This window comes from Pseudonocardia sp. ICBG1142 (genome assembly GCF_020496255.1).
GTDB lineage: Bacteria > Actinomycetota > Actinomycetes > Mycobacteriales > Pseudonocardiaceae > Pseudonocardia.
The window spans coordinates 1,263,608-1,279,874 of the sequence record NZ_JAHLJC010000031.1 but is presented as its reverse complement, the minus strand read 5'-3'; the positions used below and the strand labels follow the sequence as shown (position 1 = coordinate 1,279,874).

The following is a 16,267-nucleotide window of genomic DNA, read 5'->3' as shown; positions in this document are numbered from 1 at the left end:
CCGGCGACCCGCGACCGTCGCCGCCGGTTCCGAGTATCACCGCTGTGACCGTGACCCGCAGAACGTTCATCAGGGCGCTGGGGCTGGCCGGTGGGGCCGGCGCCGCGTACGAGGCCGTGGCGACCATCGGGCTCGCCCCCCGCGCCGGCGACGACCCGGCCTGGACCCCACCGTCGCGCGACGCCGCCGCGGCCGGCCGCCGCGTCCTCGTCCTCGGCGCGGGGCCCGCCGGGCTCGCCGCGGCCCACGAGCTCGGCAAGGTCGGCTACGACGTGTCCGTCGTCGAGGCCCGCACCCGGCCCGGCGGGCGGGTCTGGTCGGTGCGCGCGGGCACCGAGGAGACCGACCTGAACGGCGAGACGCAACGCTGCTCGTTCGCGCCAGGACACTTCTTCAACCTGGGCGCGACCCGGATCCCGCAGAGCCACGTCACGCTGGACTACTGCCGCGAGCTCGGGGTGGAGATCCAGCCGTTCGGCAACCAGAACGCCAACACCGTCGTCAACTACACCGACGCGGGGGCGCTGGCCGGAACCTCGGTCACCTACCGCGCGGCGAAGGCCGACACCTTCGGCTACGTCTCCGAGCTGCTCCACAAGGCCACCGCGCGCGGCGCGCTCGACGACGTCCTGAGCGCCGCGGACAAGGAGGCGCTCTCGGAGTTCCTCGTCTCGCTGGGCGACCTGTCCTCCGACGGCCGCTACCTCGGCTCCCCGCGGCGCGGCTACGCCCGCGAACCCGGCGCGGGGACCGACGCGGGCACCCCCACGGTGCCGTACCCGATGTCCTCGGTGATCCGCAGCGGACTCGGCCGGAACTTCGCCTTCGACTACGAGTACGACCAGGCCACGATGATGTTCACCCCGGTCGGCGGGATGGACCGGATCCACCACGCGCTCGCCGAACGGATCGGCGCCGACCGGATCCGCTACGGCACGGCCGTCACCGGGCTGCACAACACCCCGGACGGGGTGACCGTCGACGTCGTCCCGGTCGCGGGCGGCCCGGTCGAACGGCTGGTGGCCGACGAGGTCGTCTGCACCCTGCCGCCGCACCTGGTGACCCGGCTCGACACCAACCTGCCCGCCGCCGTGCTGTCCGCGCAGCGCGCGGCGAAGCCAAGCTCGTCGGGCAAGCTCGGCATCGAGTACACCCGCCGCTGGTGGGAGACCGACGAGCGGATCTACGGCGGCGCCAGTAACACCGACCGCGACATCGCCCAGATCATGTTCCCCTACGACCACTTCCACGCCGACCGGGGCGTCGTCGTCGGCTACTACAGCTCCGGCAAGCGGCAGCGGGCCTTCGAGTCCCTGACCCACCGCCAGCGGCTCGCGAAGGCCCTGGACGAGGGCGCCGCGATCCACGGCGAGAAGTACCGCTCCGACATCGCGTCGTCGTTCTCCGGCTCGTGGGCGGTGACCCGCTGGTCGGAGTCGGCCTGGGCGAGCTGGGAGGCCACGAGCCCGGAGTACCGGCTGCTCACCCAGCCCGCCGGCCGCATCTGGTTCGCCGGTGACCACCTCTCGCACGCCATCGCCTGGCAGCACGGCGCGTTTACCTCCGCCCGCTCGACGGTCTCGGCGCTGCACGCCCGGGTCGCCGGCGGCGCCTGATCCCACCCCCGTTCCCCCGAGGAGACACGATGCGACGTCCCGTTCCCGTCCTGATCGCCCTGTCCGTCACCGCCGCGCTGGCCACCGGCTGCGCCGGCGCCGCGCCCGACGCCGCCGAGCCCGGCCCGCCCGCGCTGCCCGTGCTGGAGGCAGGCGAGGCCAACCCGATGATCGCCGAGGGGGTGAGCCTGGTGAGCGGGGCGTCGCTGTACAAGTCCAGCGGCCTCGGCCCGTCCGCGGCGAACCCCGCGGCCGCGGACGGCACCCCGCAGGCCTACGTCGACGCCGGCCAGTTCCCCGGCGGCACCCTCCCCGCCGGGGTCACGATCACCGAGGCCCAGGGCATGAACGTGCTGGCCCGGATCAAGGAGAACCTCGAGGCCCGGGGCCTGCGCCTCGACGACGTCACCTCGATGCGGGTGTTCCTCGACAACGCGCCCGGCACGACCCGCGCCGACTACGCCGGCTGGAACCGCGCCTACCGCCAGTACTTCGCCAACACCGACCTGACCACCGGGGAGACGGTGCTGGTCCCGACCGGGACGGCCGCGCCCGCCGCGCCGCTGGTGCGCAACCCCGCCCGGCCCAGCCGGTTCGCGCTGGAGGTGGCGAGCCTGCCGGTCCCCGGCTGGCTGGTGGAGGTCGAGGTCGACGCCGTCTACCCGGCCGGGGTGACCCCGCGCTGACCCGGCCGGTCCCGGCCGCGGCGGTACGGTCGCCGGTCGTGACCCCCGTCGTGCCACCTGCCCCGCGCCGCCGCACCGACGACGACCTGCCCGCCTGCGTCGCCGTGCTGCGCGCCGTGCACGACACCGACCGGTACCCGTCGACCTGGCCGGCCGACCCGGTGGCGTTCCTGTCCCCGCCGGGGCTGGTCACCGCGCTGGTCGTCACGGCGGGCGGGCGGGGCGCGGGGCACGCCGCCCTGCTGACCGACGACCACGAACCCCGCGCGCTGCGGCTGACCCGGGTGTTCGTCGACCCGGCCGTCCGCCGGGCCGGCCACGCCCGTGCCCTGCTGGACGGGATCACCGCCGAACTCGCGGCCCGCGGCCGCGACGGGGTGCTCGACGTCGTCGAGTCCGTCCCGGCCGAACGCCTCTACCGGTCCGTGGGCTGGCTCCGCACCGGTACGGCACCCGCCGGGTGGCGGTTCCCGGACGGCCGTGAACCGGTGGCCACGCTCTACCGGCTGCCGGTCACGCAGCGCCGAAAGGGTGACGACGCAGCGCGATAATCGGCCGTCGGTGACGCCGAGCTGCGCCGATCGGGCTACGGTGCCCCTCGTGATCGCTGTCCCCACCCCGTCGGTGGCCGGGCTGCTGCTCCGCGCGGTGCCCCAGCCCGTGCGCCGGGACGCGCACGCCGCGATGCACGTCCTCGCCCCGTGGGGTGCGGTGTCCGCCCAGCTCGTCCAGGACTCCGGCGGCGGCGTCGCCGACCACGACGTGCACGTCGACGGCGATCCGGTCCACATCCCGTTCCGGGTGTCGTTCCCCTGGCCGCCGGCCGCGGTCCTCGGCCGGCTGAGCCCGCGCCGCCGCGCCGTCGTCGCCGCATGGATGTCGCGCAGCGAGAACGCCGGGCACCGCCAGCGCGCCGTGCGCGAGCTGTTCGGCGTGCCCGAGGCGTGGGTGGTGCCGTTCGTGGTGGCGCCGTGCGGGGAGTACGTCCACGAGATCGGCACCGACGTCGACCGGTTCGTCCGCACCGAGCTGGACCGCGATCCCGGCCTCCGGGACGCCTACGCCCGGTTCGTGCGCGACAACCCCCGCTTCTTCGGCATCACCCTGCATCGCGCGGTGACCTTCCGCCAGCTGGACCACCGGTGGCCGCACCGGGACGACCCGGAGCGCAGCTACCCGCAGCTGGCGGCGCTCGACGCGCTGTCCGCCCTGGCTCGTCGGGGCGGGCGGGACCACCCGGGGTACCCGGCGCCGCGGAGTGTGACCGCGGCGCCGTCCTGAGCGCTCAGGCGGCCGGCGACGACGCGGTGATCTCCGTGCTGACCTCGGTGCTGATCTCCGCGCTGCCGCGGTCCAGCACCACCTCGCCGTCGACGGCGGTCCGGAACGCGACCGTGCCGTCGCCGGTGTCCCACACCGAGACGGTGAGCGACTGCCCGGGCACGACCGGCCGGGTGAACCGGGCATCCATCGCGACGAGGCGGCGGGGGTCGCCGCCGCAGACGGTCGCGACCAGCGCGCGGGTGGTGAACCCGTAGGTGCACATGCCGTGCAGGATCGGCTGGTCGAACCCACCCTTCGCGGCGAACGCCGGGTCGCTGTGCAGCGGGTTGCGGTCCCCGGTGAGCCGGTACAGCAGCGCCTGGCCCGGCGTGGTCCGGTAGGTCACCTCGTGGTCGGGCGCGCGGTCGGGCACCGGGCTCGGCACGCTGTCCCCGCGGTTGCCGCCGAAGCCGCCCTCCCCGCCGAGGAACAGCGTCTTCGTGCTGGTCAGCACCAGTTCCCCGGTGCTCGCGTCGACGGCATCGGCCTCGGTGCGCACCAGCGCCCCGGACCCCTTGTCCAGCACCTCGGTGACCGTCGCGGTCACCCGGACCCGCCCTTCCACCGGCAGCGGCGCGACCACCCGGAACGCCTGCTCGGCGTGCACGACACGAGCGGCGTCCACCTCGCCCAGGTCGACCTTCGCGCCCGCGGTGACGATCTCCGCGAACGACGGCAGCACCGCCGTCCGCACGCCCGCGGTGTTCTCCGTGGTCAGCGACAGCTCGGCGGTGGGGTCCTCACCCCCCGCTCCGACGGCGATCGCGTACAGGAGCACGTCGTCCCGTGCCCACGCGAAGCTGACCGGCTCGCACTGCGTGCCCTCGAGATCGGGCGCCAGGGGCATGGGGAGTCTCCTTCGACGTTCCACCGTGAGGCGGAAACCTATCCCGCCCGGTGCCCGCCGCCCAAGTCCCCGGTGCCCGGCTGACACACTGTCGAGGTCAATCGTGGTCGTGAAGGGAACAGTGTGGTGACGGCATCACCGGAGGCGGTCGAGCTGGCGAAGGTGGCCGCGGCCGCCGCGGCCGACAAGAAGGCCGTCGACATCGTCGCGCTCGACGTGTCCGACCAGCTCGCGCTGACCGACTGCTTCGTGCTGGCGTCGGCGGCCAACGAGCGTCAGGTCCAGGCCATCGTCGACGAGGTCGAGGAGAAGCTGCGCGAGCGCGGCAGCAAGCCGACCCGGCGCGAGGGCGACAACGACAACGGCTGGGTGCTGCTGGACTTCAGCGACATCGTCGTGCACGTCATGCACACCGAGCAGCGCGGCTTCTACGGCCTGGACCGGCTCTGGAAGGACTGCCCGGCGATCGAGGTGCCCGACCCCCAGGTCGACCCGGACGGCACTGCATGACGCTGCGCCGGGTCACCCTGCTGCGGCACGGGCAGACCGAGTACAACTCCGTCGGCCGGATGCAGGGACATCTCGACACCCGGCTGACCGACGTCGGCCGCGCGCAGGCCGCGGCCGTCGCGCCGCGGCTCGCGCAGGAGCGGTTCGACCGGATCATCACCTCGGACCTGACCCGCGCCCACGACACCGCGACCGCGGTGGCCGAGGCCGTCGGGCTGCCGCTGTCGGTGGACAAGCGGCTGCGGGAGACCCACCTCGGGGACTGGCAGGGGCGCACGATCGACGAGATCGGCGTCGACGACCCGGGCGCGATCGCCGAGTGGCGGTCCGACCCACGGTTCACGCCGCCCGGCGGCGAGTCCCGGGTCGACGTCGTCGTCCGGTCGCTCCCGGTCGTCGAGGAGCTGGACCTGGAGTACGCCGCCGACCCGGAGGACCGCTCGGTGCTGCTCGTCGCGCACGGCGGCATGATCGCCGGGATGGTGTGCGGGCTGCTCGACCTCCCGCAGTCGTCCTGGCCGGTGATCGGCGGGCTGGGCAACACGCGCTGGGCCGTCGTCGCCCGTCGTGACGACCATCCCCGCTGGCGCCTGTCGGGGTACAACATCGGTGCCTGACCTGCTGGTCATCGGCGACTCGCTGGCCTTCCACGGACCCGAGCGACCCTGCCCGGCAGACGAGCCGCGGCTGTGGCCCAACGTCGCCGCCGCCCGGCTCGGGGGCCGCGCCGAGATCGTCGCCCGGGCCGGGTGGACCGCCCGGCACGCCTGGTCGGCGATCAGCGAGGACCCACGGGTGTGGGCGGCGCTGCCGCGGGTCGGCGCGGTCGTGCTCGGGGTGTCCGGGATGGACTCCCTGCCGTCCCCGCTGCCGACGGCGCTGCGCGAGCTGATCCCGGTGCTGCGCCCCGCCCCGCTGCGGCACACCGTCCGCACCGCCTACCGGCGTGCCCAGCCGCGGATCGCCCCGGTGCTGGCGCGGCTGCCCGGCGGAGGACCGGCGACGCTGCCGCCCCGTCTCACGGCCGCCTACCTGGAACGCTGCCGGGCCGGGGTGCACGCGCTGCGGCCCGGGCTGCCGGTGGTGGCGCTGGCCCCGTCGGTGCACCGCGCCGCCGACTACGGCCTGGCCCACCCGCACCGCGCCGCCACCGACGCCGCGGTCCGGCGGTGGGCGGCCGGCGCCCCGGCCGTGACCGTGCTCGACGTGCCCGCGCTGGTCGGCGAGCACGTCCTCGGCGGACACGGCAACCCGGACGGCCTGCACTGGGGCTGGGCGGGACACTCCGCCGTCGGGGAGGCGCTGGCCGGGCTCCTGGAGCCCACGGTGGCCCGGCCGTGACCCTGCTCGGCATCGACCTCGGCACCACCTCGGTCAAGGCCGCGGTCTTCGACGACGACGGCGTCCGCGTCGCCGCGGCCCGCGCCACGCACCCGACCGCGCGTCCCGCGCCCGGGCACACCGAGCAGCACCCGGACGACTGGTGGTCCGGGCTGACCGAGGTGGTCGGCGCGCTCGGCCCGACACTGGCCGGGGTGACCGCCGTCGGGCTGTGCGCCCAGGTCGACACCCACCTGTTCGTCGACGGGGCCGGCGCGCCGGTGCACCCGGCGATCACCTGGCAGGACGGTCGGTGCGGCGCGGTCGCGGCGACGCTCACCGAGCGGCTGTCGTCGGCGGACCGGGCCCGGCGCCGCGGTGGGATCGGCACCGTCGACGCCTCGCACGCGGCCGCCCGCGCCGCCTGGCTCGCTGAACACCGGCCCGACGCATGGGCCCGCGCGCGCAGGGTGCTCGCGCCCAAGGACTGGCTGCTCGAACGCCTCACCGGCACCGCAGTGGCCGATCCGCTCTCCTCGACCGGACTCCTCGACCCCGACGGCCGGTACTCGGACTGGCTCGACCTGCTCGTCCCCGGGCTGCGCTCGATGCCGGCGCCCCTGGCCGACCCGGCGTCGGTCGCGGGGGAGACCACCGGCGCGGGCGGGCTCCCGGCCGGGCTGCCCGTCGCCGTCGGGACGATGGACGCCTGGGCGGCGCTGCTCGGCGGCGGGATCGCCGCCCCCGGCGACGCGATCGACATCGCGGGCACCTCGGAGGTCCTGGCCCTCGCCGCGACGCCCGGCGGCGGCGCCCCGGGGATCGTCACGTTCCCGCCGTGGCGCGGGCTGCACGTACACGCAGGACCCACCCAGGCCGGCGGCGACGCGCTGACCTGGGCGTCCGCGGTGCTGGGCGTCGCACCGGCCGAGCTGCTGGCCCGGGCCGCCGGCGCCGAACCGGGGCGGGTGCTGTTCCTGCCCCAGCTCGCCGGGGAACGGGCCCCGCTGTGGGACCCCGACCTGCGCGGGCACTGGCTCGGCGCGAGCTTCGCCACCGGGTCCGCCGAGTTGGGCCGCGCCGTGCTGGAGGGGGTCGCGCACGCCGCCCGGCACGTCCTGGGCCCGCTGGAATCGGCCGCCGGCCGCCGCCCCGAGACCATCGCCGCCTGTGGCGGTGGCGCGGCGAGCGACCTCTGGTGCCAGATCAAGGCCGACGTGCTGGACCGGCGGCTGCGCCGCACCGCCGAACGCGACGCCGGGGTGCTCGGCGCGGCGATGCTCGCCGCGCTCGCGACCGGCCGGGCCGCCTCGGTCGGTGAGCTCGCCGGACGGATGGTGCGGGTCGACCGCGAGTTCACCCCCGACCCGCGCACCCGTGGCCGCCTGGACGACGCGCACGGCCGCTACCTCGCCGCGCAGCGGGCACTGGCACCGCTGTTCCGCCCGCCGGGTGGATAGGGTCCGGCCGTGCCCCCCTCGCCGGTCGCCGTGGTCACCGACTCCACCGCACACCTGCCGCCCGGCGTCGCGGAACGACGCGGCATCCACGTCGTCCCGCTGGAGGTCCGGCTCGGTGAGCGCATTGCCCGCGACGGTGTCGACGTCTCCGCCGCCGAGCTGATCGCCGCGCTCGCCGACCGCACCCTGCTCGTGCAGACCTCGCGCCCGACCCCGGCCGCGTTCGCCGAGTACTTCACCGCCCTGCTCGACGACGGTGTCCCCGCCGTCGTGGCCGTGCACCTGTCCCGCGCGCTGTCCGGCACCTGGGACGCGGCCCGGCTCGCCGCGCAGGAGGTCGCCCCGGACCGGATCCGGGTCGTCGACTCCGGTGCCATCGCGATGGGTCTCGGCTTCGCCGTGCTCGCCGCCGCCGACGCCGCCGGAGCCGGCGCCACCGCCGACGACGTCGAGGCCGTGGCCGGTGCCGTCGCTGCACGGGCACGGGTCCTGTTCGCGGTGCAGGACCTGGAGCGGCTGCGTCGCGGCGGCCGGATCGGCGCCGCGTCCGCGCTGATGGGCACGGCCCTGTCGGTCAAGCCGATCCTGCACCTGCGCGACGGTCGGATCGCGCCGCTGGAGAAGGTGCGGACGACCTCGCGCGCGACCGAACGGCTCGTCGCGCTCGCCGTCGCCGAGGCGGGTCCGGGCGCACACCTCGCCGTGCACCACCTCGGCGCCGAGGACCGGGCCGAGGACATCGCCGACCGGCTGCGCGAACAGCTGCCCGACGCCGCCGAGGTGCACGTCTCCGAGGTCGGCGCGGTGATCGGGGCGCACGCGGGAGCCGGTCTGGTGGGGGTCGTGGTGGTGCCCGCGGTCTGACCGCCGGGCGATGGTCTCTCGGGTCCTCGCGCGAGGCCGGCGGATGCTCCGGGTGACGCCGACATGCCCGGCTCTCGCCCCGGGCCGACAGGCCCCGCCGGTGTGTAGCACGGACCGCCGACGATCCGGCCGCGTCGTGGCCGACGGCAGCGCATCGGTCCCCAATCGATCGATCCGTCCACAGGCCCGGCATCGGCCGGTCGGAACGGGGGTGGCGCACCTAGCGTCGGGTGCGTGACCAGGACCGACGCCTCCCTCGACCCGGCCCGGCGGCTCGCCGGGATCGGGACGCGCGGGCGGGTGGACGCGGTCGCGGACCGGCTCGATCCCCCGACCGTCCCGTTGCCCGCGCTGCCAGTGGCTCCCGGCGCGTCCGGACCACGTCCCGGATCACCGCCCGCCCACGGACCGGGCGCCGTCGGGCCGCCCCCGCCGCGCGCCCACCGCGCTGCCGGGCCGCCCGTGGCGGCGCCGTCCGCGTCCCGGCCCGGCACCTGGCCCGGTGCGACGCCCCTCCGGTACGACCCCGCCACCCTGCACGGCGCGACACCGGGCCGGCCCGATTCCGCCGCCCCGCACGGGCCGGCACCGGTGTGGTCCGCCGATCCCTCCGCCACGCACCGCGGAGCGACCGGCCCCGTCGCGCCGGAGGAGCCGGCACCGGTGTGGACCGCCGACCCCGATGCCGGCCACCCCCTGGCCCTGCTGGCCCGGGACGACCCCGCACCGTCCGAGGAGCTCGCCGACGACGTCCCGCACGGCGGGCGGCCGTCGTGGCTGCGCCGCCGAGCCCAGCGGTGGCTGCCGCCGTCGTTGGCGGGGGCGCGGGTGGACCCGGGCCGCCCCGGTGCGCTCGCGCTGGTGGCGGTGGTGCTCGCCGGGGCACTCGTCGCGGGGGTGGGTGTGTGGCTCGACCGTCCCACCGTGCAGCCCGTCGGCGGCCTGCCCGAGGTGACGGCGGTGCCCGGCGGGGCGGCGACGGGGGAGACGGACCGGTCCGCGGGCCCCGGCGGGCCGGCGCCCGTCGCGGCGGCACCGGTCACCGCGGGGCCGCTCGTCGTGAGCGTCGTCGGGCGGGTCGCCCGGCCCGGTCTCGTCCGGGTCCCCGACGGCGCACGCGTCGCCGACGCCCTGGACGCCGCGGGCGGCGCGCTGCCCGAGGTCGACCTCGGCGCGCTCAACCTGGCCCGCCGGCTCGGCGACGGGGAACAGATCGCGGTCGGCGTCCCACCGGCGCCCGACGCCGCGCCGGTGCTGCCCGCCCCGGGCTCCGAGCCGGCGTCGGGCACCGAACCGGGCGCGGCCGCCGCACCCGCCGCACCCGGCGGGAAGATCGACCTGAACACCGCCACCCTCTCGGACCTCGACGCCCTGCCCGGCGTCGGCCCGGTCACCGCGAAGAAGATCATCGACTGGCGCAGCGCCAACGGGCGCTTCAGCCGGGTCGAGCAGCTGCGCGAGATCGACGGCATCGGCGAGCGCCGTTTCGCCCAGCTCCAGGAACTGGTGCGGGTGTGACCCGCGCCGGAGCCCGCCTGCCCGAACCGGTGCCCGGGGAGCGCGACGACGAGCGTGCGGAGCAGCAGGAACGTCCCGCCCCACCCGACCTGCGCCTCGTCCCGGCCGCGCTCGCCACCTGGGCCGCCGTCCTCGCCGGGCTGCTCGGCGGCACCGCGGGCGGGATCACCGCCGCCGTCCTCGCGGCGCTCGCCCTGACGGTCACGCTGCTCCGTGCCCGGACCAGTGCCCGCGCCGCGGCGCCGTCCTCGATCGTGCTCGCCGCGGCCGGGTGCGCGCTCGTCGCGGCCGTCCTGGGCACCGTCCACGCGGCCGCGCTGGCGTCGCACCCGCTGCGCGGGCCCGCCGACCGCGGCGCCGCCGCCGAGGTCCGCGTCCGGCTCACCGACGACCCCCGGATCCTGCGCAGCACCACCGGCGGTGGAGACGAGTCCGGCGCCGCCCGGGCGATGGCGCTGGTCCCCACCGAGCTCGTCACGGCCACCGTCGGCGGCGGTCGGGCGACCACCGGCGGGAAGCTCCTGCTCCTGGCCCCGGCAGCGGAGTGGACCGGGCTGCTCCCCGGCCAGGAGGTCTCTGCCGCCGGGCTGCTCATGCCCGCACAGCGTCCCGACCTCACGGTCGCCGTGCTGAAGGTCCGCGGCGCACCGCAGGACGTGACCGCGCCGCCGTGGTGGCAGACCGGGGCCGGGGCCCTGCGCGACGGCCTGCGCGACGCGGCGGTCTCCGCACTGCCCGAGGCACCGGCGGGGCTGCTGCCCGGGCTCGCGATCGGGGACACCCGCGCCCAGCTCGCCGAGACCGAGCAGGACTTCCGGACCGCGGGGCTCGCGCACCTCACGGCCGTCTCCGGCGCCAACGTCGCGATCGTGACCGGGGCGGTGTTGCTCCTGCTGCGCCTGTTCCGGACCGACCCGCGGATCGCGGCCGCAGTGGCGATGCTCGCCCTGGTCGGGTTCGTCGTGCTGGCCCGGCCGTCGCCGTCGGTGCTGCGTGCGGCGGTGATGGGCGGGGTCGTGCTCATCGCGTTCGCCGCCGGCCGGGCGCGGTCCGCGGTGCCCGCGCTGGCGGTGGCCGTGCTCGGCCTGCTGCTGGCCGTCCCCGCCCTGGCCGTCGACGCGGGTTTCGTGCTGTCCGTCGTCGCCACCGGTGCGCTGGTGCTGCTCGGGCCGGGGTGGACGGCGGCGCTGCGACGGCGCGGGCTGCCGTCCGGGCCGGCCGAGGCGTTGGTCGTCCCGGTCGCCGCGGCGCTGGCCACCGCGCCGGTGATCGCCGGGCTCAACGGGGGAGTCGGGCTGGTCACCGTGGTGGCGAACCTGCTCGCGGCGCCCGCGGTCGCCCCCGCGACGGTGCTGGGCGTGCTCGGTGCGGTGCTGTCCGCGGTGAGCCCGGCCGCTGCGTGGTGCTGCGCCTGGCTGGCGGGGCCGTTCGTGTGGTGGCTGGTCGTGGTCGGGGACCGGGCCGCCGCGGTGCCCGGCGCCACCGTGCCGTGGCCCGCGGGCGCGGGTGGCGCGCTGCTGCTCACCGGGGTGCTCGTCGTGCTGCTGGCGATGGGCCGGGTGCCGCGGCTGCGGGCGCTGTTGCTGGCGCTGCTGGTCGGGCTCCTCGTCGTCCTCGTCCCGACCCGGTTCGCCCCGCCCGGCTGGCCGCCCACCGGGTGGCGGATGGTGGCCTGCGACGTGGGTCAGGGCGACGCGCTCGTCCTCGCCACCGGCACCCCGGGGCACGCCGTCCTGGTCGACACCGGGCCGACCGACGACGCCGTCGACACCTGCCTGGACCGGCTCGGGGTCCGGGTCCTGGAGCTCGTGGTGATCACCCACTTCCACGCCGACCACGACGGCGGCCTCGCCGGCGCGCTGCGCGGTCGGGCCGCGGGCGGGATCGCCGTCGGGCCGGTGCGGGAACCGGCGTCGGGGCTGCGCGAGATCACCCGGCACGCCGAGCGGGCCGGGGCTCCCGTGGTGGGGCTCGTGCGCGGGATGGAGCTGGGGTGGCCGGAGCTGCGCCTGCAGGTCCTCGGCCCGGTCCACCCGCCCCTGACGGTCGACGGCGACGACGGGACGGCGGTGAACGACATCTCGCTGCTGCTGCGCGCCACCACCCCGGCCGCGACGATCCTGCTGACCGGCGACGCCGAACTGGCCGCCCAGGACGATCTGCTCCACTCCGGGGCCGACCTGCGGGCCGACGTCCTGAAGATGCCCCACCACGGGTCCCGCAAGGTGGTCCCGGACCTGATCACCGCCGCCGCGCCGCGTGCGGCGGTGATCAGCGTCGGCAACGGCAACAGCTACCGGCACCCCAACCCGGAGCTGGTGGACCGGCTGGCCGGGGCGGGCATCGTGGTCGCACGCACCGACCGGTCCGGTGACCTGGCCCTGACCGGCGACGACCCGGCCGGGCTGACGGTGGTCGCGCGTGGCGACCCCCGTCCGGCTCCCGGCCGGCGGGGCCGGTCAGCCCCGGTTCGCCAGCGCCTCGCGGACCGCGGAGGACGTCGACGGCACGGTCGCCGTCGGGCCGACCTCGCCGGAGACGGCGTCGAGGGTCTTGAGCCCGTCACCGGTGATCATCAGGACGGTCTCGGCGTCGGGGTCGAGCGCCCCGGCCTCAAGCAGCTTCTTGGTGGTCGCGATGGTGACCCCGCCCGCGGTCTCGGCGAACACGCCCTCGGTACGGGCCAGGAGCCGGATGCCGGCGACGACCTCCTCGTCGGACACGTGCCCGACCGAGCCGCCGGTGCGGCGCACCGAGTCGAGGACGTACGGACCGTCGGCCGGGTTGCCGATCGCCAGCGAGCGCGCGATGGTGTCCGGCTTCTGCGGCTGGATCACGTCGTGACCGGCCTCGAAGGCCCGCGCGACCGGCGAGCAGCCGGTGGCCTGGGCGCCGAACACGGTGTAGGGGGTGGGCTCGACCAGACCCAGGGTGCCGAGCTCGGTGAACCCCTTGTCGATCTTGGTGAGCTGGGAGCCGGATGCGACCGGGACGACCACCTGCTGCGGGAGCCGCCAGCCGAGCTGCTCGGCGACCTCGTAGCCCAGGGTCTTCGAGCCCTCGGCGTAGTACGGGCGGACGTTGACGTTCACGAACGCCCAGTCCTCGTGCTCGGCGGCCAGCTCGGTGGCGAGCCGGTTGACATCGTCGTAGTTGCCGTCGACGGCGAGCAGGGTGCCGCCGCGAACGGCGGTGGTGACGATCTTCGCCTGCTCCAGCGAGGACGGGACCAGCACGACCGAGTCCCAGCCGGCACGGGCGGCCGCGGCGGCCACGGCGTTGGCGAGGTTGCCCGTGGAGGGGCAGCACAGCACCGAGAAGCCGAGCTCACGGGCGGCGGCGAGCGCGACGGCGACGACGCGGTCCTTGAACGAGTGCGTCGGGTTGCCCGTGTCGTCCTTGATCCAGATCTTGCGGACGCCGAGGGCGCGGGCCAGGTTGTCGGCCTCGATCAGCCGGGTCAGGCCGGGCTCGGTGTTCGCGTGCTGCTCGACGGTCGAGGGGACCGGCAGCAGGTCCTTGTAGCGCCAGATCGACTTCGGGCCGGCCTCGATGGAGGCGCGGGTGACCGTCGGGAAGTCGTAGGCCACCTCGAGGGGGCCGAAACAGCGCGGACACGCGAACTCCGCGGCGAGCGGGGTCTCGTGGCGGCACTCGCGGCACGCGAGCGCGCGCGCGGAGCCCAGGTCGTAGGCAGAGGTGGTTTCGGGCGCAGCAGTGAGAGTCACGAGATCTCCTCATCTGTCCCGCCGGAGGTGGCGGGCCGGAATTGGCACCGTGTTCGTCGACGTCCTCGCCGCGCGGAACGCGCAGGTCTGGGCGGATCGTCGTGCGACGCCGGTTGCCGGGGCTTCAACGGGCCGTTCCCTCTGCCCCTCTGGATGAGCCATATGCGGTTGTGGTGCTCCGGACGCCGAGCGCCGGAATCGACGACGACGGTACGCGAACCGGGCACCGCACCGCCAGACGAGGTCGTCGTGCCGGGACGCGGCTCACCCGTTGTCGGGGGTGTGGGCCACCATGGGGGTGTGAGCAGCACGAGCGAACCGGGCCCGCTGCAGCTGGTCGTCGGGGACGAGGAGTTCCTGGCCGAGCGGGCGGTGTCCGACCTGGTCCGGCGCGCCCGGCAGCGCGATCCGGAGACCGAGCTGCGCCGCTTCCGCACCTCCGAGGTGGCACCCGGCGAGCTCGCCGGGCACCTCAGCCCCTCGCTCTTCGCGGAGGGCAGGGTGATCGTGCTCACCCATGGCCAGGATGCGAACAAGGACATGACCGCCGCCCTCGCCGACTACGTGAAGGACCCGGCCGACGGGATCGTGCTGGTGGTCCAACACGCCGGGGGGGCGAAGGGCAAGGCGGTCCTGGACCTGATGCGCAAGGCCGGGGCGCACACCGTCACCTGCAACCGCATCACCCGCGCCGACGAGCGGTCGGACTTCGTGCGCGACGAGGTGCGCCGCCACGGCGGCACCATCACCCCCGGTGCGCTCGCGGTACTGGTCGAGGCGGTCGGGTCGGACCTGCGGGAGCTGGCGGCCGCGGCCGGACAGCTCGTCGCGGACACCGGCGGTGCCGTGGACGAGGCCGGGGTGCGGCGCTACCACCGCGGCCGGGCCGAGTCCTCCGGCTTCGCGGTGGCCGACGCGGCGGTCGCGGGGGACCGGCGGGCGGCGATGGAGGCGCTGCGGTGGGCGCTGGTGCTCGGTGTCCCGCACGTCCTGATCGCCGACGCGCTCGCGGACTCGGTGCGCACCCTGGCCAAGGTCGGCTCGGCCGGGCGGGGCGACCCGAACCGGCTGGCCAGTGAGCTGGGCATGCCTCCGTGGAAGATCCGCAAGGCGCAGCAGACGGTCCGGCAGTGGCGTCCGGAGCAGCTCGCCGTCGCCATCGCGGCGACCGCCCGGGTGAACGCCGACGTCAAGGGGGCCGCCGCGGACGCGGGGTACGCGTTGGAGCGGGCCGTGCTGGCGGTCGTGTCCGCCCGCACCCCGCGCTGAGCCCCGCGCCCGCAGCACGCGCACGGGCTCCGGCCCGGGGGCACGACAGGTCCGGAAACACGACGACGGCGCCGCCCCGATGGGGCGGCGCCGTCGTGGGGGAACTGGGGTGGCTCAGGCCTGGACGTCGTTGAGACGCTTGGCCAGGGCCGACTTGCGGTTCGCCGCCTGGTTCTTGTGGATGACGCCCTTGCCGGCCGCCTTGTCGAGGGCCTTGGCCGCCTTGCGCTGCAGCTCCACGACGTTGTCGGCGCCGGAGTCGGCGGCCTCGCGGAAGTGGCGGATCGCGGTCTTGACCGACGACTTCACCGACTTGTTGCGCTGCCGGCGCTTCTCGTTGGTCTTGACACGCTTGATCTGCGACTTGATGTTGGCCACGTCTGCCTCTGGTCTTCCTGCCTGCTGGTCGGCTGGTCTTGTGTACGTCCGGGTCCGCTCCGGCGGCACCGAACAGCATCACTGGAGAGAGGGTCCAGGCCGTTTCGGGCGAGCACGCCGAGCGCTCGACGCACAAGGTTACCAGCGGCGTCCTCGCCCCCTGTTCCGGGTCACCAGACGCGGTAGGGCAGGAACTTCCCGTTCAGCGTGATCACGGCCCGGTCGCCCTTCGGGTCGGCGACGCGCTGCAGGTCCAGCTCGAAGTCGATCGCGGACACGATGCCGTCGCCGAACTCCTCGCGGACCAGCTCGGAGATCGTCGTGCCGTACACCTGCACCATCTCCGAGAGGCGGTAGACCAGCGGGTCGGTGAGGTCCACCGCGGCCGCGCCGCGCTCCGGCGGGAGGGTGAGGGCGTCGACGACGTCGTCGTCCAGGTCCAGCAGGGAGCCTGCGGCCTCGGCCTGCTCGCGGGTCAGCGTCTGCTGCCCGAGCAGGGCCGAGGTGGACCACTCCAGCGAGCGGCCCAGTGCCTCGGCGATCTTGTCCCAGGTCAGGCCCAGCTTCTTCTTCCGGGCGAGCACGACACGCGCCGCGCTCAGCCGGTCGAGCGGGGGGACGGGGGTGACCGACACGGTGACTCCTCCGGGTTGGGGACTCGGCTCCTGGCCGTTCGATCGTGCGCGATCGGCCGCGTCGGGGCAACGCGGGGACGCCCGGCGTGAACAGCGTGTGACGACCTGCGGTG

Annotated in this window: 15 protein-coding genes, 1 pseudogene and 1 riboswitch; of the genes and pseudogenes, 12 read left to right on the top strand and 4 right to left on the bottom strand. The window is 75.9% G+C overall.

Translation table 11 applies throughout. The annotated features are described in order from the left end of the window. The first annotated feature begins 50 nt into the window (after positions 1-50). The 4 genes from KPL59_RS30210 to KPL59_RS30195 are packed head-to-tail and all read left to right on the top strand — an operon-like array spanning position 51 to position 3,583. Entirely contained in the window at positions 51-1,616 is a 1,566-nt protein-coding gene (locus tag KPL59_RS30210) for an FAD-dependent oxidoreductase (RefSeq protein ID WP_226352018.1), read from the top strand. Positions 1,617-1,645: 29 nt separating this feature from the next. Further along, complete coding sequence (locus KPL59_RS30205) at positions 1,646-2,302, top strand: Rid family hydrolase (protein ID WP_226352017.1); 657 nt, start codon at positions 1,646-1,648, stop codon at positions 2,300-2,302. A gap of 38 nt (positions 2,303-2,340) precedes the next feature. Next, complete coding sequence (locus KPL59_RS30200) at positions 2,341-2,853, top strand: N-acetyltransferase (protein WP_226362795.1); 513 nt, start codon at positions 2,341-2,343, stop codon at positions 2,851-2,853. Positions 2,854-2,902: 49 nt separating this feature from the next. After that, complete coding sequence (locus KPL59_RS30195; protein WP_226362794.1) at positions 2,903-3,583, top strand: hypothetical protein; 681 nt, start codon at positions 2,903-2,905, stop codon at positions 3,581-3,583. A 4-nt stretch (positions 3,584-3,587) separates the two neighbouring features. Here KPL59_RS30195 and KPL59_RS30190 read toward each other — a convergent pair whose 3' ends face one another. Then, complete coding sequence (locus tag KPL59_RS30190; protein ID WP_226362793.1) at positions 3,588-4,472, bottom strand: MaoC family dehydratase; 885 nt, start codon at positions 4,470-4,472, stop codon at positions 3,588-3,590. Positions 4,473-4,598: 126 nt separating this feature from the next. On the opposite strand from KPL59_RS30190, the gene rsfS reads away from it, so the two are divergent. From rsfS to KPL59_RS37875, 7 genes and pseudogenes are all read left to right on the top strand, one after another. Then, positions 4,599-4,982, top strand: coding sequence for a ribosome silencing factor (gene rsfS / locus KPL59_RS30185; RefSeq protein ID WP_226362792.1), 384 nt, complete (start codon positions 4,599-4,601; stop codon positions 4,980-4,982). Next, positions 4,979-5,599, top strand: a complete 621-nt coding sequence (locus tag KPL59_RS30180) for a histidine phosphatase family protein (protein ID WP_060712739.1) — start codon at positions 4,979-4,981, stop codon at positions 5,597-5,599. The genes rsfS and KPL59_RS30180 overlap by 4 nt, the downstream gene beginning before the upstream one ends. Beyond that, positions 5,592-6,323 carry a diglucosylglycerate octanoyltransferase gene (gene octT, locus KPL59_RS30175; RefSeq protein ID WP_226362791.1) on the top strand — a complete coding sequence of 244 codons (732 nt, stop codon included), beginning with the start codon at positions 5,592-5,594 and terminating at the stop codon, positions 6,321-6,323. The genes KPL59_RS30180 and octT overlap by 8 nt, the downstream gene beginning before the upstream one ends. Beyond that, positions 6,320-7,762, top strand: coding sequence for an FGGY-family carbohydrate kinase (locus KPL59_RS30170; RefSeq protein ID WP_226362790.1), 1,443 nt, complete (start codon positions 6,320-6,322; stop codon positions 7,760-7,762). Before octT ends, KPL59_RS30170 begins: the two co-directional genes overlap by 4 nt. A 9-nt stretch (positions 7,763-7,771) precedes the next feature. After that, entirely contained in the window at positions 7,772-8,626 is an 855-nt protein-coding gene (locus KPL59_RS30165) for a DegV family protein (protein ID WP_226352012.1), read from the top strand. Between the two features lie 234 nt (positions 8,627-8,860). After that, entirely contained in the window at positions 8,861-10,144 is a 1,284-nt protein-coding gene (locus KPL59_RS37245) for a helix-hairpin-helix domain-containing protein (RefSeq protein WP_308187978.1), read from the top strand. Positions 10,145-10,593: 449 nt separating this feature from the next. After that, positions 10,594-12,363 (top strand): annotated as a pseudogene (locus KPL59_RS37875) (ComEC/Rec2 family competence protein); the annotation flags it as partial. 240 nt (positions 12,364-12,603) lie between these two features. Here the strand turns inward: KPL59_RS37875 and thrC are convergent. Further along, positions 12,604-13,872 carry a threonine synthase gene (gene thrC / locus KPL59_RS30150; protein ID WP_226362789.1) on the bottom strand — a complete coding sequence of 423 codons (1,269 nt, stop codon included), beginning with the start codon at positions 13,870-13,872 and terminating at the stop codon, positions 12,604-12,606. A gap of 6 nt (positions 13,873-13,878) precedes the next feature. Further along, a riboswitch (SAM riboswitch) is annotated at positions 13,879-14,032 on the bottom strand. Between the two features lie 140 nt (positions 14,033-14,172). Here thrC and holA point away from each other — a divergent pair. After that, positions 14,173-15,141, top strand: a complete 969-nt coding sequence (holA, locus tag KPL59_RS30145) for a DNA polymerase III subunit delta (protein ID WP_226362788.1) — start codon at positions 14,173-14,175, stop codon at positions 15,139-15,141. A gap of 114 nt (positions 15,142-15,255) precedes the next feature. Here holA and rpsT read toward each other — a convergent pair whose 3' ends face one another. Further along, positions 15,256-15,519, bottom strand: a complete 264-nt coding sequence (gene rpsT, locus KPL59_RS30140) for a 30S ribosomal protein S20 (RefSeq protein WP_020626283.1) — start codon at positions 15,517-15,519, stop codon at positions 15,256-15,258. Positions 15,520-15,689: 170 nt separating this feature from the next. After that, positions 15,690-16,154 carry a cyanase gene (cynS, locus tag KPL59_RS30135; RefSeq protein ID WP_020626282.1) on the bottom strand — a complete coding sequence of 155 codons (465 nt, stop codon included), beginning with the start codon at positions 16,152-16,154 and terminating at the stop codon, positions 15,690-15,692. Positions 16,155-16,267: the final 113 nt, after the last annotated feature.